Annotated in this window: 17 protein-coding genes; 12 read left to right on the top strand and 5 right to left on the bottom strand. The window is 71.7% G+C overall.

Annotation, left to right across the window (positions count from 1 at the left end; genetic code table 11):
* Positions 1 to 8: 8 nt before the first annotated feature.
* The 6 genes from uvrB (at position 9) to aroQ (ending at position 7,726) form a co-directional block, all read left to right on the top strand.
* Positions 9 to 2,156: an excinuclease ABC subunit UvrB gene (gene uvrB / locus D0Z67_RS06630; RefSeq protein WP_031182835.1), complete on the top strand. Its 2,148-nt coding sequence runs from the start codon at positions 9 to 11 to the stop codon at positions 2,154 to 2,156.
* Positions 2,157 to 2,312: 156 nt separating this feature from the next.
* A complete protein-coding gene (locus tag D0Z67_RS06625; RefSeq protein WP_030809798.1) occupies positions 2,313 to 2,891 on the top strand; it encodes a TerD family protein in 579 nt (192 codons plus the stop codon).
* Positions 2,892 to 2,937: 46 nt separating this feature from the next.
* Positions 2,938 to 4,695, top strand: coding sequence for a TerD family protein (locus tag D0Z67_RS06620; protein ID WP_031182834.1), 1,758 nt, complete (start codon positions 2,938 to 2,940; stop codon positions 4,693 to 4,695).
* Positions 4,696 to 4,928: 233 nt separating this feature from the next.
* Positions 4,929 to 5,912, top strand: coding sequence for a TerC family protein (locus D0Z67_RS06615; RefSeq protein ID WP_037775694.1), 984 nt, complete (start codon positions 4,929 to 4,931; stop codon positions 5,910 to 5,912).
* Positions 5,913 to 6,045: 133 nt separating this feature from the next.
* Positions 6,046 to 7,146: a calcium:cation antiporter gene (locus D0Z67_RS06610; protein ID WP_031182832.1), complete on the top strand. Its 1,101-nt coding sequence runs from the start codon at positions 6,046 to 6,048 to the stop codon at positions 7,144 to 7,146.
* A 106-nt stretch (positions 7,147 to 7,252) separates the two neighbouring features.
* Positions 7,253 to 7,726, top strand: a complete 474-nt coding sequence (gene aroQ / locus D0Z67_RS06605) for a type II 3-dehydroquinate dehydratase (RefSeq protein ID WP_031182831.1) — start codon at positions 7,253 to 7,255, stop codon at positions 7,724 to 7,726.
* Positions 7,727 to 7,739: 13 nt separating this feature from the next.
* Here aroQ and D0Z67_RS06600 read toward each other — a convergent pair whose 3' ends face one another.
* Complete coding sequence (locus D0Z67_RS06600; RefSeq protein ID WP_031182830.1) at positions 7,740 to 8,396, bottom strand: MBL fold metallo-hydrolase; 657 nt, start codon at positions 8,394 to 8,396, stop codon at positions 7,740 to 7,742.
* Positions 8,397 to 8,442: 46 nt separating this feature from the next.
* Positions 8,443 to 9,129 (bottom strand): maleylpyruvate isomerase family mycothiol-dependent enzyme, encoded by a 687-nt coding sequence (locus tag D0Z67_RS06595; RefSeq protein WP_031182829.1) that lies wholly within the window; start codon positions 9,127 to 9,129, stop codon positions 8,443 to 8,445.
* Positions 9,130 to 9,354: 225 nt separating this feature from the next.
* Between D0Z67_RS06595 and uvrA the strand changes: the two genes are divergently transcribed.
* Positions 9,355 to 12,360 carry an excinuclease ABC subunit UvrA gene (uvrA, locus tag D0Z67_RS06590; RefSeq protein ID WP_031182828.1) on the top strand — a complete coding sequence of 1,002 codons (3,006 nt, stop codon included), beginning with the start codon at positions 9,355 to 9,357 and terminating at the stop codon, positions 12,358 to 12,360.
* 70 nt (positions 12,361 to 12,430) lie between these two features.
* Here the strand turns inward: uvrA and D0Z67_RS06585 are convergent, their stop codons facing one another.
* Positions 12,431 to 13,342 carry a carbohydrate kinase family protein gene (locus D0Z67_RS06585; RefSeq protein WP_031182827.1) on the bottom strand — a complete coding sequence of 304 codons (912 nt, stop codon included), beginning with the start codon at positions 13,340 to 13,342 and terminating at the stop codon, positions 12,431 to 12,433.
* Positions 13,339 to 14,421, bottom strand: coding sequence for a LacI family DNA-binding transcriptional regulator (locus D0Z67_RS06580; RefSeq protein ID WP_031182826.1), 1,083 nt, complete (start codon positions 14,419 to 14,421; stop codon positions 13,339 to 13,341). The genes D0Z67_RS06585 and D0Z67_RS06580 overlap by 4 nt, the downstream gene beginning before the upstream one ends.
* A gap of 283 nt (positions 14,422 to 14,704) precedes the next feature.
* On the opposite strand from D0Z67_RS06580, the gene D0Z67_RS06575 reads away from it, so the two are divergent.
* Positions 14,705 to 15,130 (top strand): Rieske (2Fe-2S) protein, encoded by a 426-nt coding sequence (locus D0Z67_RS06575; RefSeq protein WP_031182825.1) that lies wholly within the window; start codon positions 14,705 to 14,707, stop codon positions 15,128 to 15,130.
* 38 nt (positions 15,131 to 15,168) lie between these two features.
* Here D0Z67_RS06575 and D0Z67_RS06570 read toward each other — a convergent pair whose 3' ends face one another.
* Positions 15,169 to 16,116 carry a hypothetical protein gene (locus tag D0Z67_RS06570; protein ID WP_031182824.1) on the bottom strand — a complete coding sequence of 316 codons (948 nt, stop codon included), beginning with the start codon at positions 16,114 to 16,116 and terminating at the stop codon, positions 15,169 to 15,171.
* Between the two features lie 322 nt (positions 16,117 to 16,438).
* On the opposite strand from D0Z67_RS06570, the gene uvrC reads away from it, so the two are divergent.
* Genes uvrC through whiA form a run of 4 tightly spaced genes read left to right on the top strand, consistent with a single transcriptional unit; the run spans position 16,439 to position 21,604 of the window.
* Positions 16,439 to 18,538: an excinuclease ABC subunit UvrC gene (gene uvrC, locus D0Z67_RS06565; RefSeq protein WP_031182823.1), complete on the top strand. Its 2,100-nt coding sequence runs from the start codon at positions 16,439 to 16,441 to the stop codon at positions 18,536 to 18,538.
* Complete coding sequence (gene rapZ, locus D0Z67_RS06560) at positions 18,535 to 19,536, top strand: RNase adapter RapZ (RefSeq protein ID WP_031182822.1); 1,002 nt, start codon at positions 18,535 to 18,537, stop codon at positions 19,534 to 19,536. Before uvrC ends, rapZ begins: the two co-directional genes overlap by 4 nt.
* Entirely contained in the window at positions 19,533 to 20,624 is a 1,092-nt protein-coding gene (locus tag D0Z67_RS06555) for a gluconeogenesis factor YvcK family protein (RefSeq protein WP_031182821.1), read from the top strand. The genes rapZ and D0Z67_RS06555 overlap by 4 nt, the downstream gene beginning before the upstream one ends.
* Complete coding sequence (whiA, locus tag D0Z67_RS06550; RefSeq protein WP_030809753.1) at positions 20,615 to 21,604, top strand: DNA-binding protein WhiA; 990 nt, start codon at positions 20,615 to 20,617, stop codon at positions 21,602 to 21,604. The genes D0Z67_RS06555 and whiA overlap by 10 nt, the downstream gene beginning before the upstream one ends.
* Positions 21,605 to 21,672 lie beyond the last annotated feature (68 nt).

Raw genomic sequence — 21,672 nt, 5'->3', positions numbered from 1 at the left:
TTGATGCCATGCGGCCCGTTTCAAAGATCGAACGCACGGTGGCGCCCTTCGAGGTCGTCAGCCCCTACCAGCCCAGCGGCGACCAGCCGGCGGCCATCGCCGACCTGGCCAAGCGCGTGCGGGGCGGCGAGAAGGACGTCGTACTGCTCGGCGCGACCGGCACCGGCAAGTCCGCCACCACCGCGTGGATGATCGAGAAGCTCCAGCGCCCCACCCTGGTCATGGCGCCGAACAAGACCCTGGCCGCCCAGCTGGCCAACGAGTTCCGCGAGCTGCTCCCCAACAACGCGGTCGAGTACTTCGTCTCGTACTACGACTACTACCAGCCCGAGGCGTACGTCCCGCAGTCGGACACCTACATCGAGAAGGACTCCTCGATCAACGAGGAGGTCGAGCGCCTGCGCCACTCGGCGACGAACTCCCTGCTCACCCGCCGTGACGTGGTCGTGGTCGCCTCCGTCTCGTGCATCTACGGCCTGGGCACCCCGCAGGAGTACGTGGACCGCATGGTCCCGCTGAAGGTCGGCGAGGAGATCGACCGCGACGACCTGCTGCGCCGCTTCGTCGACATCCAGTACACGCGCAACGACACCGCCTTCTCGCGCGGCACCTTCCGCGTGCGCGGCGACACCATCGAGATCTTCCCGGTCTACGAGGAGCTGGCCGTCCGCATCGAGATGTTCGGCGACGAGATCGAGGCGCTCTCCACGCTGCATCCGATCACCGGCGAGATCATCAGCGAGGACCAGCAGCTCTACGTCTTCCCCGCCTCCCACTACGTCGCCGGACCGGAGCGCATGGAGCGCGCCGTCAACGGCATCGAGAAGGAGCTGGGGGAGCGTCTGGCCGAGCTGGAGAAGCAGGGCAAGCTCCTGGAGGCCCAGCGCCTGCGGATGCGCACCACCTACGACATCGAGATGCTCCGCCAGATCGGCACCTGCTCCGGCGTGGAGAACTACTCGATGCACTTCGACGGCCGCCTCCCCGGCTCCCCGCCGAACACCCTGCTGGACTACTTCCCGGACGACTTCCTGCTGGTCATCGACGAGTCGCACGTCACCGTCCCGCAGATCGGCGCCATGTACGAGGGCGACGCCTCCCGCAAGCGCACCCTGGTCGACCACGGCTTCCGGCTGCCGTCCGCGCTGGACAACCGCCCGCTGAAGTGGGAGGAGTTCCAGGGGCGCATCGGGCAGACGGTCTACCTGTCGGCGACCCCGGGCGCCTATGAGCTGTCGCGGGGCGACGGCGTGGTGGAGCAGATCATCCGCCCGACCGGCCTGGTCGACCCCGAGGTCGTGGTCAAGCCCACCGAGGGCCAGATCGACGACCTGGTGCACGAGATCCGCGAGCGCACCGACAAGGACGAGCGTGTCCTGGTCACCACGCTCACCAAGAAGATGGCCGAGGACCTCACCGACTACTTCGTCGAACTCGGCATCCAGGTCCGCTATCTGCACAGCGACGTCGACACCCTGCGCCGGGTGGAGCTGCTGCGCGAGCTGCGCGCCGGTGAGTACGACGTCCTGGTCGGCATCAACCTGCTGCGCGAGGGCCTCGACCTGCCCGAGGTGTCCCTGGTGGCCATCCTGGACGCCGACAAGGAGGGCTTCCTGCGCTCCGGCACCTCGCTGATCCAGACCATCGGCCGCGCGGCGCGCAACGTCTCCGGCCAGGTCCACATGTACGCCGACAAGATCACCCCGGCGATGGAGAAGGCCATCGACGAGACCAACCGGCGCCGTGAGAAGCAGGTCGCCTACAACACGGCCCACGGCATCGACCCGCAGCCGCTGCGCAAGAAGATCAACGACATCGTCGCGCAGATCGCCCGCGAGGACGTCGACACCGAGCAGCTCCTCGGCACCGGCTACCGCCAGCACAAGGACGGCAAGGCGCCCAAGACGCCGGTGCCCAGCCTCGGCGGCAAGGCGACGGCGGACGCCAAGGCGAAGGCGGCCAAGACGAAGGCCAAGGACAAGACGCAGCCCACCGACCAGCCGGCCGCCGAACTCGCCGGACAGATCGAGGAGATGACGGACCGGATGCGCGCGGCCGCCGCGGAGCTCCAGTTCGAGATCGCCGCCCGGCTGCGCGACGAGGTGTCCGAGATGAAGAAGGAACTGCGCCAGATGCGGGAGGCCGGCCTCGCCTGACCCTCCCGACCCCCACGGACCTCGGCGTACGCGCCCAGTGTTGCAACACCGACACAAAGCGCGGGCCGGGGTTCGGCACGGTCGGCGACGCTGCGTAGGGTTCTGGGCAACCGCGCGACGCGCGGCAACAGGGGAACACCGAGAGGGGATTCAGCCGTGACCGTCAACATGACCAAGGGCCAGGCCATCAGCCTGGAGAAGAAGGACGGTGCCACCCTGACCGCGGTCCGTATGGGTCTCGGCTGGCAGGCGGCGAAGCGGCGCGGGCTGTTCGGCTCGCGCACCCGCGAGATCGACCTGGACGCCTCGGCGGTCCTCTTCGCGGAGAAGCAGCCGGTCGACGTGGTCTTCTTCCGTCATCTGGTGAGCGACGACGGCTCCGTGCGGCACACCGGTGACAACCTCGTCGGCGGTGTCGGGCAGGGCGGCGACGACGAGGCCGTGCTGGTGGACCTTCAGCGGGTCCCGCCGCACGTCGACCAGATCGTCTTCACGGTGAACTCCTTCACCGGGCAGACCTTCCAGGAGGTGCAGAACGCGTTCTGCCGCCTGGTGGACGAGACCAACGGCCAGGAACTCGCGCGCTACACGCTGGCGGGCGGCGGCGAGTACACCGCGCAGATCATGGCCAAGGTGCACCGTCAGGGCGCCGGCTGGACGATGACCGCGCTGGGCGAGCCGGCCAACGGGCGCACCTTCCAGGACCTGATGCCGGCGATCCTGCCGCACCTGTAGGACCCGCCCGGCGCGCGGCACCACACGACACAGGGGGACGGCGACGGTGGCCGAACTGGTGCGGGGGCAGAACCACCCGCTGCCCCGGACCCGGCTGGAGATCCTGATCTCGGCCGAGGTCCCCGTGCTCGTGTCGGCCGCTCTCGGTGACGAGGGCGGCCGCGTGCACGACGGCCAGCGGATCGCCCGTCCCGGCGCCCCCGCCCTCCCCGGCATCGAGGTGCCCCGCACGGCGGCCGCCGAGCACCGCCTCTCCGCCGACCTGGGCGAGCTGCCCGAGGCCGTGCACCGCGTCACCGTGCTGCTGGCCCTGCCCGAACGGCCAGGTGCGGAAAGCCGGTTCGGCGCGACCGGCGCCCCGCGAGCGACCGTCACCGATGCCGACGGCACGGAGATCGTCCGCTTCACCCTCGCCGGGCTGGACTCCGAGTCGGCCGTCGTCGCGCTGGAGCTGTACCGCAGGCAGGGCGGCTGGAAGGTGCGCGCCGTCGGCCAGGGGTACGCGGAGGGCCTCACCGCACTCCTGGCGGACCTGGGGTTGCCCGAGGCCCGCGAGGTGGCCGAGGCGATGCACGAAGAGGGGCGCCTCGGGGCGGCACAGGCCGCCGCCCCCTCAAAGGCCCGCCCGTCCCGGAGCGGACCGGTCGACTACGCCCACCCCGGCCGCCCGGCTTCCCGGCAGCCGCGGCCCGTCGCGGGCGACGCGGTGGGCTGGTCCATGGAGGAGCGGCTGTACAACCAGGTCTGGGGCATGTTCGAGGACCTGGCCCGCTCCACGGCGGCCCTCCGGAGCGCGGCCGGCTTCGCCGCCGCCCGCCTGGACCGCGAGATCGACGAGGCCCTGGCCGACCCACGTGCCCGGACCGGCGGCGCCGGGGACGCGGCACGGCGAGGGGCCCAGGCCAGGCGCGACGAGCTGATGGGCCGGGCGCGGGCGGTTCACGACCGCGACCTCGCCCAGCTCACCGCCGAGGCGGAGGTCGTCGAACCCGCGCTGCCGCCCGCGTACGCCCGCTGGGACAGCCCGGTCTGGCAGGGCCACCGGCTGCCGGCCGAGCCGCCCCAGGCGGTACGGCTGGGCGACCTCCACCTCCCCGAGAGCGCGTCCCTGCGTATCCCGATGCTGGTCAGGCTGCCGCTGGAGCGGGGCCTGTGGGTCGACAGCGGCGCCACACGGGCCGACTTCATCGACTCCGCCGAGCGGCGCCGACTGGCCCTGGACGTCGCCGTGGCCCTCGCCGCGCGGCTGCTCGCCGTCCACCCGGTGGGCGAGTTCTCGGTGGAGGTCGTCGACCCGGCCGGGACCGGAGCCGGGCCGCTCGGTGCCCTCACCCGTTCGGGCGCGCTGACCGGGCCGCCCGCGAGGGGCACGGCGGGCGTCGCGCAGGCGCTGGAGTCGCTCACCCGGCGGGTCGACCTCGTACGGATGGCGATCGGCGGCGGCGCCACCGAGGCGCTGCCGGACGGCCTCGACACCGCCCGGCGGCTGCTGATCGTCAACGACTTCCCGCAGGGCTTCGACGACCGCGCCCTGACCCGGCTCCGCTTCCTCGCCGACGAGGGTCCGGCGGCCGGGGTCCATCTGATGCTGGTCGCGGACCGTGCGGACGCGGGGGAGTACGGGCCGTTGCTCGACCCGCTGTGGCGTTCGCTGACGCGACTCACGCCGTCACCTGACGACCATTTCGCCGATCCCTGGGTCGGACACGCCTGGACCTTCGAACCGTCTCTCCCGCCGCACGGCGGCGAGGTGCTCCAGCAGGTGCTCGGCGCGGTCTCCGACGCTCGGATCAAGGGAAAGTAAAGAACCTCTGAGCTGCTCACTTGGTCTTTACTTTGCCTTTCTCTTTACTCTTCCTTGGTGATTGCGCTACCGTGTTCGTGCGGAGGGGAGTACTCCCTGATGCGGCGCACCCGTCAGTACGGATCCCCATGGATCCCGGGACGCCGGCCCGTTCCCCGGGTGGAAGAGACCTCCGGCAGCGACAACGCTGATGTTTGCCGTGACGTGATGCCGGAGGTGCAGTGGACGTCTCGATGACCCTGTGGGTCTTGACCATCGTGGGGCTGGCAGCCCTGATCGCGGTGGACTTCTTCATCGGCCGCAAGCCGCATGAGGTGTCCATCAAGGAAGCGGGCATCTGGACAGCCGTCTGGATCGCCCTGGCCGGACTCTTCGGCCTCGGACTGTTCTACTTCGGCGGCGCCCAGCCCGCCGGGGAGTTCTTCGCCGGCTTCATCACCGAGAAGTCGCTGAGTGTCGACAACCTCTTCGTCTTCGTCCTGATCATGTCGAAGTTCGCGGTGCCCGCGCAGTACCAGCAGCGGGTCCTGCTCTTCGGTGTGCTCATAGCCCTGGTCCTGCGGGCCGTCTTCATCGCTGCCGGCGCGGCGATCATCGCCAGCTTCTCCTGGGTGTTCTTCATCTTCGGCGCCTTCCTGATCTGGACCGCCTGGAAGCTCATCCAGGAGGCCCGCGCCGATCACGAGGACGAGGAGTACGAGGAGAACAAGCTGCTGAAGGCCGCCGAGCGCAGGTTCGGTGTCGCCGACCGGTACCACGGCACCAAGCTGTGGATCGAGGAGAACGGCAAGCGGGTCATGACCCCGATGCTGGTCGTGATGCTCGCCATCGGCACCACCGACGTGCTGTTCGCGCTGGACTCCATCCCCGCGATCTTCGGCCTGACGCAGGACCCGTACATCGTCTTCACCGCGAACGCCTTCGCCCTGATGGGTCTGCGCCAGCTCTACTTCCTCATCGGTGGCCTGCTGAAGAAGCTGGTCCACCTGTCCTACGGCCTGTCGGTCATCCTCGGCTTCATCGGCGTCAAGCTGGTGCTGCACGCTCTGCACGAGCTGGGGGTGCATGTCCCGGAGATCAGCATCCCGGTCTCCCTGGCCGTGATCTGCGGCGTGCTGGTCATCACCACGATCACCAGCCTCATCGCCTCCAGGAAGCAGGCCGCCGCCGAGGCGGCCGGAGGCGGCGACGCCTACAAGGACAGCATCGACGCCTGACCCTTTCGCCGCCCGAGCGGCACCGGCCCGCGAGGGAAGGTGCCGCCCGGCGGACCCACCGCGCCCGCCTCGGCGGTGCGCCGGACGAAACGAACGGAATGCGAACCCTGTACGCCTCTGCCACCATCACTGCATGATCACTCGGTTCAGGTCGCTCGCCACGCGGTGGACGCTCCTCGTGCCGGTGCTCGCAATCGTCCTCCTGGTCTTCACCTGGGGCCGCGGCCTGCCCGGCGCGGTCGTCGCCCTGGTCACCCTCGTGCTCGCCGGATCCGTACTGGCCGCCGTGCACCACGCCGAGGTCGTCGCCCACCGGGTGGGCGAACCCTTCGGTTCCCTGGTGCTCGCCGTCGCCGTCACCATCATCGAGGTGGCGTTGATCGTGACCCTCATGGTGGACGGCGGTGACAAGAGCGCCACGCTGGCCCGCGACACGGTGTTCGCCGCCGTGATGATCACCTGCAACGGCATCGTCGGCATCTGCCTGCTGGTCGGCTCGCTGCGCCACGGCACCGCCGTCTTCAACCCCGAGGGCACCGGAGCCGCCCTGGCGACGGTCGCCACCCTGGCCACCCTCAGCCTGGTGCTGCCGACCTTCACGACCAGCAAGCCCGGCCCCGAGTTCTCCTCCGTGCAACTGACGTTCGCGGCCTTCTCCTCGCTGATCCTCTACGGACTCTTCGTCACCACCCAGACCGTGCGGCACCGCGACTACTTCCTGCCGGTCACCAAGGAGGGCGACCCCATCACCGGGGCCGACCACGCGGCACCCCCGACCGCCCGCCGGGCCTGGATCAGCCTCGGTCTGCTCGGCCTCGCCCTGGTCGGCGTGGTCGGACTCGCCAAGGGCGTCTCGCCCACCATCGAGTCCGGGGTGGAGAGCGCGGGGCTGCCCCCTGCGGTCGTCGGTGTGATCATCGCCCTGCTCGTGCTGCTCCCGGAGACCATCGCCGCGCTGCGCGCAGCCCGCCGCGACCGGGTGCAGACCAGCCTCAACCTCGCGCTGGGCTCCGCCATGGCGAGCATCGGACTGACCATCCCGGCCGTCGCCCTGGCGTCGATCTGGCTGACCGGACCGCTCGTGCTGGGCCTGGGCTCCACGCACATGCTGCTGCTCGCGCTCACCGTGGTGGTCGCCTCGCTCACGGTCGTACCCGGCCGCGCCACCCCGCTCCAGGGAGGCGTCCACCTGGTCATCTTCGCCGCCTACCTGGAGCTGGCCCTCAACCCGTAGCCGACAGCGCTCCACCGGGCCCGCGGGTCGTCCGGCGGCCCGTGATAGACCGGGTGCGACCCGTGGCCGCCCCGCCGGCCGCCCCGACGCACCGGAGGAAACCACCGTGCCCCGCAGCCTGGCCAGCGCCCCGATCATGATCCTCAACGGGCCCAACCTGAACCTCCTCGGCCAGCGACAGCCCGAGATCTACGGCAAGGACACGCTGGCCGACGTGGAGACCATGTGCGCCGAGACGGCGGCCGCGTACGGCGGCACGGTGGACTGCCGGCAGTCCAACCACGAGGGACAGCTGATCGACTGGATCCACGAGGCACGGCTCGGCCACGCCGGGATCGTCATCAACCCCGGCGCCTACTCGCACACCTCGGTGGCGATCCTGGACGCGCTCAACACCTGCGACGGCCTGCCTGTGGTGGAGGTCCACATCTCCAACATCCACCAGCGCGAGTCCTTCCGGCACCACTCCTACGTCTCGCTGCGCGCCGACGGGGTGATCGCGGGCTGCGGGGTGCAGGGGTACGTCTTCGCGGTGGAGCGGATCGCCACGCTGGCGGGGTCGGCGCGGGCCGACGCCTGAGCGCCGTCCCGGCTCACCAGCCGCGCGCGTGCCACTCCGGCAGATGCGGGCGCTCGGCCCCGAGGCTGGTGTCGTCGCCGTGGCCCGGGTAGACCCAGGTCTCGTCCGGCAGCGCGTCGAAGATCTTCGTCTCGACGTCCCGGATCAGGCTGGCGAACGCCTCGGGGTCCTGGTGGGTGTTGCCCACGCCGCCGGGGAAGAGGCAGTCGCCGGTGAAGACGTGCGGGTGGCCGTGCGGGTCGTCGTAGACCAGCGCGATGGAGCCCGGCGTGTGCCCGACGAGATGGCGCGCGGTCAGCTCGACCTGTCCGACCCGGATGACGTCCCCGTCGTCCACCGGCACATCGGTGGCGACCGGGATGCCCGGGGCGTCCTCCCGGCCGGCGTACGTACGGGCGCCGGTGGCGCCGACGACCTCGCCGAGGGCCTGCCAGTGGTCACCGTGCTGATGGGTGGTGACGACGGAGGCGATGCCGTCCTCGCCGATCATGGTGAGGAGGGTGTGCGGCTCGGCGGCCGCGTCGATCAGGAGCTGCTCGTCGGTGGCCCGGCAACGCAGCAGATACGCGTTGTTGTTCATCGGGCCGACCGCGACCTTCGTGATCATCAGGTCCTTCAGCTCGTGCACGTCCGCCGGACCGCCGACCCTGACCTCGCCGCTGTACGTCATGACGATCAGCCTATAGCGGGGCGGGGGTTGGCGGCCCGGCGCCGTGTCACAGCGGGGGCAGTGCGGGCAGCTCGCCGCCCTTCACCTCCAGCGCGGTCCCCTCGCGGCGCCCGGCGAGCCAGCCCAGCAGGTCGGCCGGCGTCCCGGTGACGGTGATCTCGGGATCATCGGCCTCCTGTCCGGTGTCCCAGGTCCGGGTGCCGTCGCTCAGCCGCGTCGCGGGCACGTCCGCGTGGCCCAGGAAGCGCCGGGCCAGGAACTCCGTCTCGCGCTCGGTGAACTCGGCCGGGAGGTCCTCCAGCTCGTGACCGGCGCCGAGGTCCACGTGGTGCAGCTCGATCTCGGCCCAGCGCCGGAAGGGCAGCCGGGCCGCGATGTCGGTGATGCCGTTGCGCAGCTCCACCTCGCGGTCCCAGTCGCCCTGCGCCGCGCCGGCCGCGTCGAACCGGGCCGCGCTGTCGCGCACGTCGGTGAGGTGGGTCTCCAGGGGGCGCGGCGCGTCCCGCTCGATGTCGGCGTCGCGGGTCTCGGCGCTCACGTACATCGGGCGGCCCTCGAGGACGTTCACGAGGGCGTCGGCGTTGCGGGCGATGTGAGCGAGGACATGTCCGCGCGTCCAGCCCGGAAGCCGTGACGGCTCGGCCAGTGCCGCGTTGTCCAGTGCGGCGGCCGCGCTGAGCAGCCGTTCCGTCGCTTCCTGTACACGGGCCAGGTCATGAGCGTGATCGGTCATGAGGCCCGACCCTAGCGGGACCACTCCTTCGGGTGAAGGTGGCGAACATCCTCCGTAATTCGAAAGCGCGTGCTATATCGTCGGGAGCGGCGTCGGGCATGCTGGATAGCTGGGGATTGTTATGCATCCGGGAATCCGACCGGCGTTGTCAGTGGCTCCCCCTAGGCTCGAAGAAGCACGGGGCCTCGGCCCCTGTCACTTCTCTGAAGAAAGGTGCGGACCGGCGTGGCCGACCGTCTCATCGTCCGTGGCGCGCGCGAGCACAACCTGAAGAATGTCTCGCTCGACCTGCCGCGTGACGCGCTCATCGTCTTCACGGGCCTGTCCGGGTCGGGCAAGTCCTCCCTGGCCTTCGACACCATCTTCGCCGAGGGCCAGCGCCGCTACGTGGAGTCGCTCTCCTCGTACGCCCGCCAGTTCCTCGGGCAGATGGACAAGCCCGACGTCGACTTCATCGAGGGCCTCTCGCCCGCGGTCTCCATCGACCAGAAGTCGACCTCGCGCAACCCGCGCTCCACGGTCGGCACCATCACCGAGGTCTACGACTACCTGCGGCTGCTCTTCGCGCGCATCGGCAAGCCGCACTGCCCCGAGTGCGGCCGGCCCATCTCGCGCCAGTCGCCGCAGGCCATCGTGGACAAGGTGCTGGAACTGCCCGAGGGCAGCCGCTTCCAGGTCCTCTCCCCGCTGGTGCGCGAGCGCAAGGGCGAGTTCGTCGACCTCTTCGCCGACCTCCAGACCAAGGGCTACTCCCGCGCGCGGGTCGACGGCGAGACCATCCAGCTGTCCGAGCCGCCGACCCTGAAGAAGCAGGAGAAGCACACCATCGAGGTGGTCGTCGACCGCCTCACGGTGAAGGACTCCGCCAAGCGCCGCCTCACCGACTCCGTGGAGACCGCGCTCGGTCTCTCCGGCGGCATGGTCGTGCTCGACTTCGTCGACCTCCCCGAGGACGACCCCGAGCGCGAGCGGATGTTCTCGGAGCACCTCTACTGCACGTACGACGACCTGTCCTTCGAGGAGCTGGAGCCGCGCTCCTTCTCCTTCAACTCGCCCTTCGGCGCCTGCCCGGAGTGCACCGGCATCGGCACGCGCATGGAGGTCGACGCCGAGCTGATCGTCCCGGACGAGGACAAGTCGCTCGACGAGGGCGCCATCCACCCCTGGTCGCACGGCCACACCAAGGACTACTTCGGCCGGCTGATCAACGCTCTCGCGGACGCCCTCGGTTTCCGCACCGACATCCCCTTCGCCGGGCTGCCCCAGCGGGCCAAGAAGGCCCTGCTGTACGGCCACAAGACCCAGATCGAGGTCCGCTACCGCAACCGGTACGGCCGGGAGCGGGTGTACACCACCCCCTTCGAGGGCGCGGTGCCCTTCGTCAAGCGGCGGCACAGCGAGGCCGAGAGCGACGCCAGCCGGGAGCGCTTCGAGGGCTACATGCGCGAGGTGCCCTGCCCCTCCTGCGAGGGCACCCGTCTGAAGCCGATCGTCCTCGCGGTCTCCGTCATGGGGAAGTCGATCGCCGAGGTCTCCGCGATGTCGATCAGCGACTGCGCGGACTTCCTGGGCGAGCTGAAGCTGAACGCCCGTGACAAGAAGATCGCCGAGCGCGTGCTGAAGGAGGTCAACGAGCGGCTGCGCTTCCTGGTCGACGTCGGCCTGGACTACCTCTCCCTCAACCGCGCGGCCGGCACCCTGTCCGGCGGCGAGGCGCAGCGCATCCGCCTGGCGACCCAGATCGGCTCCGGCCTGGTCGGCGTGCTCTACGTGCTGGACGAGCCGTCCATCGGCCTGCACCAGCGGGACAACCACCGGCTGATCGAGACCCTGGTCCGGCTGCGCGACATGGGCAACACCCTCATCGTGGTCGAACACGACGAGGACACCATCAAGGTCGCCGACTGGATCGTGGACATCGGCCCCGGCGCCGGCGAGCACGGCGGCAAGGTCGTCCATAGCGGTCACCTCAAGGAGCTGCTGGCCAACGCGGAGTCGCAGACCGGCCAGTACCTCTCCGGCCGCAAGTCGATCCCGCTGCCGGGCATGCGCCGGCCGCTCGACCCGTCCCGTCAGCTCGTGGTGCGCGGCGCGCGGGAGAACAACCTCCAGGACATCGACGTGTCCTTCCCGCTGGGCGTCTTCACGGCCGTCACCGGTGTGTCCGGCTCGGGCAAGTCGACCCTGGTCAACGACATCCTCTACACCCACCTGGCCCGCGAGCTGAACGGCGCGCGGAACGTCCCCGGCCGCCACACGCGCGTGGACGGCGACGACCTGGTGGACAAGGTCGTGCACGTCGACCAGTCGCCCATCGGACGCACCCCGCGCTCCAACCCGGCGACCTACACCGGTGTCTTCGACCACGTCCGCAGGCTGTTCGCCGAGACCACCGAGGCGAAGGTGCGGGGCTACCAGCCCGGCCGCTTCTCCTTCAACGTCAAGGGCGGCCGCTGCGAGAACTGCTCGGGCGACGGCACGATCAAGATCGAGATGAACTTCCTCCCGGACGTGTACGTCCCGTGCGAGGTCTGCCACGGCGCCCGGTACAACCGGGAGACCCTGGAGGTCCACTACAAGGGCAAGTCCATCGCCGACGTGCTGAACATGCCGATCGAGGAGGCGACCGACTTCTTCGAGGCGGTGCCCGCCATCTCCCGGCACCTGCGCACCCTGAAGGACGTCGGCCTCGGCTATGTCCGGCTCGGCCAGTCCGCGACCACCCTGTCCGGTGGTGAGGCGCAGCGCGTCAAGCTCGCCAGCGAGCTGCAGAAGCGCTCCACCGGACGCACGGTCTACGTGCTGGACGAGCCGACCACCGGTCTGCACTTCGAGGACATCAGCAAGCTGCTGAAGGTCCTCACCGGTCTGGTGGACAAGGGCAACACGGTCGTCGTCATCGAGCACAACCTCGACGTGATCAAGACTGCCGACTGGGTCATCGACATGGGCCCGGAGGGCGGCGCGGGCGGCGGTCTCGTGGTCGCCGAGGGCACGCCCGAGGAGGTCGCGGCGGTCCCGGCCAGCCACACCGGCAAGTTCCTGCGCGAGGTCCTCGGTGCCGACCGGGTCAGCGACGCGGGCCCGGTGAAGGCCCCGAGGGCGCGGAAGACCGCGAAGAAGACGGCGGCGAAGGCGGTGCCGGCCAAGGCCAACAGCACCGCGACCGCCAAGGCCGGCACGGCCAGGAAGACGGCCGCCAAGAAGACGACGCGGGCCCCCAAGGCCTGACGGCGGACCTTCGTACGAGCGGCGCCTCGCGGGACTCCTCCCGCGAGGCGCCGCTCGCCGTTTCAGCGGGTCACAGTTCGCCCAGCTCGGCGGCGTACGGCGGCTCCGCGCCCGCCCGGGAGCAGGTGATCGCCGCCGCTCGCGCGGCGAAGCCGAGCAGCCGTCGCCAGGTGTCCGGGTGCAGCCCGGCGAGCGCCCGCGCGGACAGCGCGTCCAGGGTGGACAGGCCGTGCAGCAGGGCCGCGTTCACGGTGTCCCCGGCGCCGATGGTGTCCACGACGTCGACCTTCTCGCCGGGCACCCGGTGCTCCGCGCCGTCGGCGGTGAAGACGGTGAGGCCGTCACCGCCCCGCGTGACGACCACGGCGGAGGGGCCCGCCGCCAGCCACTCGCGCGGGGTACCGCCGAGCCACTCGGCGTCCTCCTCGGACAGCTTCAGCAGCGTCACCGAGGGCAGCCAGCCCCGGAACCGCTCGCGGTAGGCGTCCGCGTCCGGGATCAGGCCCGCCCGGATGTTGGGGTCGAGCGCGGTGAACAGGCCCTGACCGGCGGCCGACCGCATCAGTGCCTCGTAGGCGCTCGCCCCCGGTTCCAGGGCGAGCGAGCAGGTGCCGAAGGACACCGCGCGGGTGCCCTCGGGCAGGGCGGCCGGGGTGGTGAAGAGGCGGTCGGCGGTGCCCTCGACGTAGAAGGAGTAGGCCGCCGAGCCGCCGGAGTCGATGGTGGCCACCGCGAGCGTGGTCGGCTCCGGGCCGCGCTGGACCGCGGACACGTCCACCCCGGCCTGCCGCAGCCCGTCGAGCAGGGCCTCGCCGAAGGCGTCGTGCGAGGTGCGGGAGGCGAAGGCGGTCGGCGAGCCCAGCCGGCCGAGGGCCACGGCGGTGTTGAACGGGCCGCCGCCGAGCGCGGGCCGGAGGCCGGCCAGGGCGCCACGGCCCTGCGGTACCAGGTCGATCAGTGCCTCACCGGCGACGACGATCACGGGGTGGTTCCCTTCTCGGACTGCGAGGTCGATTCCATGCTGCTCCCGGCGTCTCCCGGCCGGGGCTCCGGGCAGCCGCAGGAGGCGCGGTGGACGAAGGCGCAGGGCAGCCGTACCGTCCTGGCCTCCCGGTCCGGCGCCGCCAGGCGGTCCAGCAGCACCCGGACGGCCCGCGCGCCCATCTCCCGGCTGGGCTGGGCGATCGCGGTGAGCCGGGGTGCGAACAGGTCGGCCCAGGCGAAGTCGTCGAAGCAGGCGAGGGCGATGTCGCCGGGCACGCCCAGGCCACGCTCCCGCAGGGCGCGCAGGGCACCGATCGTCATCGCGTTGTTGGCGGTGACCAGCGCCGTGGGCGCGGCGGGCAGGGCGAGCAGCGCGGCCGTGGCCCGCTCGGCACCCGTGGCCTCGGAGCTGCCGGACACCACGAGGGCGTCGTCGGCGTCGAGCCCCGCCGCCGCGAGGCCCTGCCGGTACCCCGCGATCCGCTCGTCCGTGGTGCTGAGCCCCGGCAGCCCGGCGACCAGGCCGATCCGCCGGTGTCCCAAGGAGGCGAGGTGGGTGACCAGCTCGGCCATGGGCCCGGAGTTCTCGGCGCACACCTGGTCGAACGGCTCCTGCCCCGGGCCGGCCGGGCCCAGCACCCGGTCCAGCAGCACCGTCGGCACGGCCTGGCGCCGGAGGTACGCCACGAGTCCGCCCGGCTCGGCGGAGGGCGCGACGATCATGCCGTCCACCCGGCGCCCGTGCAGCAGCTGGACCACCTTCAGCTCGTGCTCGGGGTCGTCGTGCGGGTCCGCGATGAGCAGGCTGTACCCCGCCTCCAGTGCGGCCGCCTCCACGCCCTGGAGGATCTCGGTGAAGTAGGGGTTGCTGATCGCCGACACCGCGAGCCCGATGGAGCGGGTCCGGGAGGTCACCAGGGAGCGGGCGAGGGAGTTGGGCGTGTAGCCGAGGGTCTCGACGGCGTCCAGCACCGCCTGCCGGGTGTGGGGGAGTACCGGGCGCGTGCCGTTGAGCACGTGGGAGACGGTCGCCACGGAGACACCGGCGCTCCGGGCCACGTCGGCCATGGTGGACATCGCGCTTCCCCTCCCACGAATCCCACGGGATCCCGAGATCCCGGAACGTGTCCCGGCCGCCGGCCGGAGCGTGGCGGGCGGTTGCGGGCCCCGGCGACCGCCGTCGGTCCCACGGGCGGGAACGTATCCCATCGGCCACCGGTGCGTAAACGCTTGCGCAAGCGTTTGCGAAGGCGTCCCCGTCCGGGGGCGCCGAAGCCTCGGGCGCCCGCCCCCGCCCCGGGGCCGTCCCCCATGCCCCGATAAGGTCGCTCTGCACATCCCCTGACCTGTGGAGAGACCGATGCCCGCCCGATCGTCCGCGAGCCGCCGTACCGTCCTCCGAGGAGCCGCCGTGGCGCCGGTCGCCGGGCTCGGGCTGGCCGCCTGCGCCGCTCCCCAGGACGACAAGGGCGCCTCGGCGGTCACCTCCTCCGTCGACCTCGGGGCCGAGGGCGAGGTGGCCAAGGGCGCCGCGAAGCTCTACCGCGACCACAACGTGGTGGTCAGCCGGGACGGCGCGGGTGCCCTGAAGGCGTACAGCCTGGTCTGCACGCACGCCGGGTGCGTGATCAACAAACTGCAAGGCACGACCCTGGTCTGCCCCTGCCACGGCAGCGAGTTCGATGCCGTCACCGGCAAGGTGGTCCAGGCGCCGGCGACCGAGCCGCTGAGCGAGCTGCCGGTGAAGGTGGCGGACGGCCGGATCGTCGCGGGCCCGGCCGCCTGACGCCGCTGGTCATCCCGCTCAGGGCGTCTGAAAGAGAATCACTCCCACTCCCAGGCGATCCCCACCGTCCCCGGCCGCACCCGTGGCTCCACCACATGGACGCTGCGGTGCGGCTCGCTGACCGCCAGCTCCTGCCGTCCCGTGCGCGGTGCGGCGGGAGAGAACTGGCTGAAGCGGTGGCAGCGGGCCGGGAGAGCGGACGCGTCGAAGCGCACCTGGAGCGCGTACTGGCCGCCCGGCGAGCCGAAGCGGTGGACGTACTCGTGCGAGGCCCCGGCGGTGCCGTCGGTGATGCCGTACCGGAACAGGAAGGTGTCGCCGGAGCGCAGCCGGGTGCCGAAGAGCAGCTCGGCCACCAGGACACCGGTCTCCCGGTCCAGCCGGACGCGCCCGGTGCGGCAGTTCTCCAGCGCGTGCACGGCCATGTCGTCCGGGCGGCAGCCGGGGTCGCCGTGGTGGACGGCGACGAAGCGGTCCACGCCGTCGCGGTGGGCGCGGACGATGTGCTCGGACTCCCGGCTCGCCAGTTCGCGCCGTCCCCCGACGCGGACGCGTTCGTGGTGGCCGAGGGTGTGCATGCCGCCGTCCGGCATCCAGTCCAGCTCGGCCCGGAGCCGGTCCAGCGTGTCGGACGCCTCGACGAGCGAGCGGTAGGAGCGGGGCGCCGGACGGTCGCCGTCGGCCGTCTCCGGCGCCTCGGCGAGCAGCCTGATCAGGGATTCCTCGGGCAGCCTGAGGATCTCCTCCAGCGCGCGCACGGCCCGCAGCGACTCCGGCCGCTGGGGGCGGCGGGCGCCCTGCTGCCAGTAGCTGAGGCTGGTCACGCCGACCTTCACCCCGTGGCGCGACAGGTGGTGCTGCACGCGCTGGAGCGGCAGCCCGCGGGCGGTTATCGCGGCGCGCAGCGCCACATGGAAGGGGCCGCTCCGCAGGGCTGTCTCCAGCTCGGCGGAGGCGAGGTCCGGGTGCTCTGTGACATGTGGCATGCACAGAAGCCTTTCTGTGAGGTGTCACCGCGGCTGGTCAGACCGCGGTGCGGGGTCGGGTGCCGGCCCGACCACGAGCGCCGCTCGGGGGCGCGCTCGCGGGCGGGCACGCCGTTCGCGTGCGCCGAGTGCGCGGCCCCGAGTTCCCACGCATTGAAGCGTGTTGACCAGACCCCGACAACACCCTGGGTCACGTCATGGCCTGGATCGTGACACCCCGGAGCCCTCGCCGGAAGGGTTGTCCACAGGCTGGTCCGGTGCCCCCGTGACCGTTGTCCACAGGCCCGGCGCGGTGTCCGCGCTCGCCAGTAGGGTGTGAGTCATGGCCGACCCCTCCAGCTACCGCCCCAGGCCGGGCGAGATCCCCGACTCTCCGGGGGTGTACAGGTTCCGTGACGAGCACCGCCGGGTGATCTACGTCGGAAAGGCGAAGAGCCTGCGCCAGCGCCTGGCGAACTACTTCCAGGATCTGACGAACCTGCACCCCCGCACCCGCTCCATGGTCACCACCGCCGCGTCCGTGGAGTGGACCGTGGTGTCCACGGAGGTCGAGGCGCTGCAGCTGGAGTACTCCTGGATCAAGGAGTACGACCCCCGGTTCAACGTCAAATACCGCGACGACAAGAGCTACCCGTACCTCGCCGTCACGATGAACGAGGAGTTCCCGCGCGTCCAGGTGATGCGCGGTCACAAGAAGAAGGGCGTCAGGTACTTCGGCCCGTACGCCCACGCGTGGGCCATCCGGGACACCGTCGACCTGCTGCTGCGCGTCTTCCCGGTACGCACCTGCTCGGCCGGTGTCTTCAAGAACGCCGAGCGCACCGGCCGCCCCTGCCTGCTCGGGTACATCGGCAAGTGCTCCGCGCCCTGCGTGGGCCGGATCTCGCCGGAGGACCACTACGAGCTGGCCGAGGAGTTCTGCGACTTCATGGCCGGCCGCACCGGCACCTACCTCCGCCGTCTGGAGCGCCAGATGGCCGAGGCGTCCGACGAGATGGAGTACGAGCGTGCCGCCCGCCTGCGCGACGACGTCGGCGCGCTGAAGAAGGCCATGGAGAAGAACGCGGTCGTGCTCGCCGACGCGACCGACGCCGACCTCGTCGCCGTCGCCGAGGACGAGCTGGAGGCCGCCGTCCAGATCTTCCACGTGCGCGGCGGCCGGGTGCGCGGCCAGCGCGGCTGGGTCACCGACAAGGTCGAGGAGATCACCACCGGCGCCCTCGTCGAGCACGCCCTCCAGCAGCTCTACGGCGAGGAGACCGGCGACTCCGTGCCCAAGGAGGTGCTGGTCCCGGCGCTGCCCGACCCGGTGGAGCCGGTCCAGGAGTGGCTGACCGTCCGGCGCGGGGCCAACGTCTCGCTGCGCATCCCGCAGCGCGGCGACAAGAAGGCGCTGATGGAGACCGTCCAGCGCAACGCCCAGCAGGCCCTCGTGCTGCACAAGACCAAGCGCGCCTCCGACCTCACCACCCGCTCCCGCGCGCTGGAGGAGATCGCCGACGCCCTCGAACTGGACAGCGCCCCGCTGCGGATCGAGTGCTACGACATCTCCCACCTCCAGGGCGACGACGTGGTGGCCTCCATGGTCGTCTTCGAGGACGGCCTCCAGCGCAAGAACGAGTACCGCCGCTTCCAGATCAAGGGCTTCGCCGGCCAGGACGACGTCCGCTCCATGCACGAGGTGATCACCCGCCGTTTCCGCCGCTACCTGGCGGAGAAGGAGAAGTCCGGCGAGTGGGCGGGCGCCGAGGACACCCCGGTCGACGGCACGCCCGCCGGTGCCCCCCTGACCGCCGAGGACGACGGTGTCGTCGGTGGCCCCAAGGACGACGACGGCCGCCCCCAGAAGTTCGCCTACCCGCCCCAGCTCGTCGTGGTCGACGGCGGCCGTCCGCAGGTCGCCGCCGCGCGGCGCGCGCTGGACGAGCTGGGCATCGACGACATCGCCGTGTGCGGCCTCGCCAAGCGCCTGGAGGAGGTCTGGGTGCCCGGCGAGGAGGACCCCGTGGTGCTGCCCCGCAGCAGCGAGGGTCTCTACCTCCTGCAGCGGGTGCGCGACGAGGCCCACCGCTTCGCCATCACCTACCAGCGCGCCAAGCGTGCCAAGCGGCTGCGCAGCGGCCCGCTGGACGAGGTGCCCGGCCTCGGCGAGACCCGCAAGCAGGCCCTCATCAAGCACTTCGGCTCGGTCAAGCGGCTGCGCGCCGCCACCATCGAGCAGATCCAGGAAGTACCCGGCATAGGCCGGAAGACGGCCGAGACGATCGCGGTGGCACTCGCCCGTTCGGCCCCGGCCGCACCCGCCGTGAACACGGCGACCGGAGAGATCATTGACGAAGAGGAACCCGACACGACGGGCGGTTCCTCCGGAGAGTCCGTGAGCGCGGGCCTCCCGGACGACCGACGGGGGCAGGAGACATGACCGAGCACGAGGCACGGCCCACGGCCGAGCGGGACCGCGCACACGCGGCGACGGACGACAGCCCCCCGGGGGCGGCGGAACAGGACAACGGAGCACAGGTGAGTCAGGACGTCACGCCGGCAGCGGCCAACGACGCGCCCATCCCGGAGCTGGTGATCATCTCCGGCATGTCCGGAGCCGGCCGCTCGACGGCCGCGAAGTGCCTGGAGGACCTGGGCTGGTTCGTCGTCGACAACCTGCCGCCCGCGCTGATCCCCACCATGGTGGAGCTGGGAGCCCGCTCGCAGGGCAACGTGGCGCGGATCGCCGTCGTGGTGGACGTGCGTGGCCGCCGCTTCTTCGACAACCTCCGTGAGTCGCTCGCGGACCTCGACAGCCGGGGCGTCACCCGGCGCATCGTCTTCCTGGAGTCCTCCGAGGACGCCCTGGTGCGCCGCTTCGAGTCGGTGCGCCGCCCGCACCCCCTCCAGGGCGACGGCCGCATCGTGGACGGCATCGCCGCCGAGCGGGAACTGCTGCGCGAGCTGCGCGGCGACGCCGACCTGGTCATCGACACCTCCAGCCTCAACGTGCACGAGCTGCGCGCCAAGATGGACGCCCAGTTCGCGGGCGAGGAGGAGCCCGAGCTGCGGGCCACCGTGATGTCCTTCGGCTTCAAGTACGGCCTCCCGGTCGACGCCGACCTGGTCGCGGACATGCGGTTCCTGCCCAACCCGCACTGGGTCCCGGAGCTGCGCCCCTTCACCGGGGTCAACGAGGAGGTCGCCTCCTACGTCTTCAACCAGCCCGGCGCCAAGGAGTTCCTCGACCGGTACGCCGAGCTGCTCCGGCTGATCGCGGCCGGCTACCGCCGCGAGGGCAAGCGGTACGTGACCATCGCCATCGGCTGTACCGGCGGCAAGCACCGCTCGGTCGCCATGTCGGAGAAGCTCGCGGCGCGTCTCGCGGCGGAGGGCGTGGAGACGGTGGTCGTGCACCGGGACATGGGACGCGAATGACCGACCGTGCAGGGCGGCTGCGCGGCCTGCGCCGCGTGGTCCCCGAGGGGCGCCTCGGGCGCGCGGCCGAGGCCCGCGCGTCCCGTCCCGTCGAGGTGCGGGGCGCGCGGCCCCGCAGGCGCGGTGCCCAGCCCAAGGTGGTCGCGCTCGGCGGCGGCATGGGCCTGTCCGCCTCGCTCGCCGCGCTGCGCCGGATCACCGGTGACCTCACCGCCGTGGTCACCGTGGCCGACGACGGCGGCTCCAGCGGCCGTCTCCGCGACGAGCTGGGCGTACTGCCGCCCGGCGACCTCCGCAAGGCGCTGGCCGCGCTGTGCGGGGACGACGACTGGGGCCAGACCTGGGCCCGGGTCATCCAGCACCGCTTCCAGTCCCAGGGCGACCTGCACGACCACGCGGTCGGCAATCTGCTCATCGTCGCCCTGTGGGAGCAGCTCGGCAACCATGTGATGGCGCTCGACCTGGTCGGCAGGCTGCTCGGCGCGCACGGCCGGGTGCTGCCCATGTCGGCCGTGCCGCTGGAGCTCCAGGCCCTGGTCAAGGGCCACGACCCGGCGCGGCCGGAGGACGTGGACACCGTCCGGGGACAGGCGACGGTCGCGCTGACGCCGGGGGAGGTGCAGTCGGTGCACCTGGTGCCCTCCGACCCGCCCGCCGTGCCGGAGGCGGTCGAAGCGGTGCTGGACGCGGACTGGGTGGTGCTCGGGCCGGGCTCCTGGTTCTCGTCCGTCATCCCGCACCTGCTCGTGCCCGAACTGCTGGACGCGCTCACCCAGACCAAGGCGCGCCGGGTCCTCCCGCTGAACCTCGCCCCGCAACCCGGCGAAACAGAGGGCTTCTCACCGCAGCGTCATTTGGAGGTTTTGGGGCGACACGCCCCTAAACTCGCCCTGGACGTGGTGCTGGCCGACGAGGCGGCCGTGCCCGACCGCGATTCGCTCACCGAGGCCGCCAAGCGGCTGGGAGCCGCGGTCGAGCTGGCGCCGGTGGCCCGGACCGACGGAACTCCCCGGCACGATCCGGAGCTGCTGGCCGCCGCGTACGACCGTATTTTTCGGATGCATGGAAGGATCGGCCCATGGCGATGACGGCAGCGGTGAAGGATGAGATCTCCCGGCTTCCCGTCACCCGGACCTGCTGCAGAAAGGCGGAGGTCTCCGCCATTCTGCGGTTCGCCGGCGGCCTCCACCTGGTGAGCGGGCGCATTGTGATCGAGGCGGAGCTGGACACCGCGATGGCGGCCCGGCGCCTCAAGCGGGACATCCTGGAGATCTTCGGGCACAGCTCCGAGCTGATCGTGATGGCGCCCGGCGGGCTGCGGCGCGGCTCGCGCTACGTGGTGCGGGTCGTGGCGGGCGGCGACCAGCTGGCCCGGCAGACCGGCCTGGTGGACGGCCGGGGCCGCCCGATCCGGGGCCTGCCCCCGCAGGTCGTCTCCGGCGCCACCTGTGACGCCGAGGCCGCCTGGCGCGGTGCCTTCCTGGCGCACGGTTCGCTCACCGAGCCCGGCCGGTCCTCCTCGCTGGAGGTCACCTGCCCCGGCCCCGAGGCCGCGCTCGCGCTGGTCGGCGCCGCGCGCAGGCTGTCGATCGCCGCCAAGGCCCGCGAGGTGCGGGGCGTGGACCGGGTCGTGGTCCGCGACGGTGACGCCATCGGCGCCCTGCTCACCCGGCTCGGCGCGCACGAGTCGGTGCTGGCCTGGGAGGAGCGCCGGATGCGGCGCGAGGTCCGCGCGACCGCCAACCGGCTCGCCAACTTCGACGACGCCAACCTGCGCCGTTCGGCGCGGGCCGCCGTGGCCGCCGGGGCGCGGGTGCAGCGGGCGCTGGAGATCCTGGGCGAGGAGGTGCCCGAGCACCTCGCCGCCGCCGGCCGGCTGCGCATGGAGCACAAGCAGGCGTCCCTGGAGGAGCTGGGCGCGCTGGCCGACCCGCCGCTGACCAAGGACGCGGTGGCAGGCCGTATCCGCCGGCTGCTGGCGATGGCCGACAAGCGCGCCTCCGACCTCGGCATCCCGAGCACCGAGGCCAACCTCTCCGAGGAGCTGGCGGACAACCTCGCGGGCTGAGCCCCGGGCCGCGAAGGCGGGAAAACGCCGCACAGACGCCGGTGCCGTCGCCCGATCGGGTGGTCGGC

Source organism: Streptomyces seoulensis (assembly GCF_004328625.1).
GTDB classification, from domain to species: Bacteria; Actinomycetota; Actinomycetes; order Streptomycetales; family Streptomycetaceae; genus Streptomyces; species Streptomyces seoulensis.
This window is presented reverse-complemented; position numbering and strand designations above follow the sequence as displayed.

Bases quoted from the DNA above. Each gene is read 5' to 3' on its own strand.
- uvrB (WP_031182835.1), top strand. From the start codon at position 9: ATGCGGCCCGTTTCAAAGATCGAACGCACGGTGGCGCCCTTCGAGGTC.
- D0Z67_RS06615 (WP_037775694.1), top strand. From the start codon at position 4,929: ATGACCCTGTGGGTCTTGACCATCGTGGGGCTGGCAGCCCTGATCGCG.
- D0Z67_RS06610 (WP_031182832.1), top strand. From the start codon at position 6,046: ATGATCACTCGGTTCAGGTCGCTCGCCACGCGGTGGACGCTCCTCGTG.
- D0Z67_RS06600 (WP_031182830.1), bottom strand. From the start codon at position 8,396: ATGACGTACAGCGGCGAGGTCAGGGTCGGCGGTCCGGCGGACGTGCAC.
- D0Z67_RS06595 (WP_031182829.1), bottom strand. From the start codon at position 9,129: ATGACCGATCACGCTCATGACCTGGCCCGTGTACAGGAAGCGACGGAA.
- D0Z67_RS06580 (WP_031182826.1), bottom strand. From the start codon at position 14,421: ATGTCCACCATGGCCGACGTGGCCCGGAGCGCCGGTGTCTCCGTGGCG.
- D0Z67_RS06575 (WP_031182825.1), top strand. From the start codon at position 14,705: ATGCCCGCCCGATCGTCCGCGAGCCGCCGTACCGTCCTCCGAGGAGCC.
- D0Z67_RS06570 (WP_031182824.1), bottom strand. From the start codon at position 16,116: ATGCCACATGTCACAGAGCACCCGGACCTCGCCTCCGCCGAGCTGGAG.
- uvrC (WP_031182823.1), top strand. From the start codon at position 16,439: ATGGCCGACCCCTCCAGCTACCGCCCCAGGCCGGGCGAGATCCCCGAC.
- rapZ (WP_031182822.1), top strand. From the start codon at position 18,535: ATGACCGAGCACGAGGCACGGCCCACGGCCGAGCGGGACCGCGCACAC.
- D0Z67_RS06555 (WP_031182821.1), top strand. From the start codon at position 19,533: ATGACCGACCGTGCAGGGCGGCTGCGCGGCCTGCGCCGCGTGGTCCCC.
- whiA (WP_030809753.1), top strand. From the start codon at position 20,615: ATGGCGATGACGGCAGCGGTGAAGGATGAGATCTCCCGGCTTCCCGTC.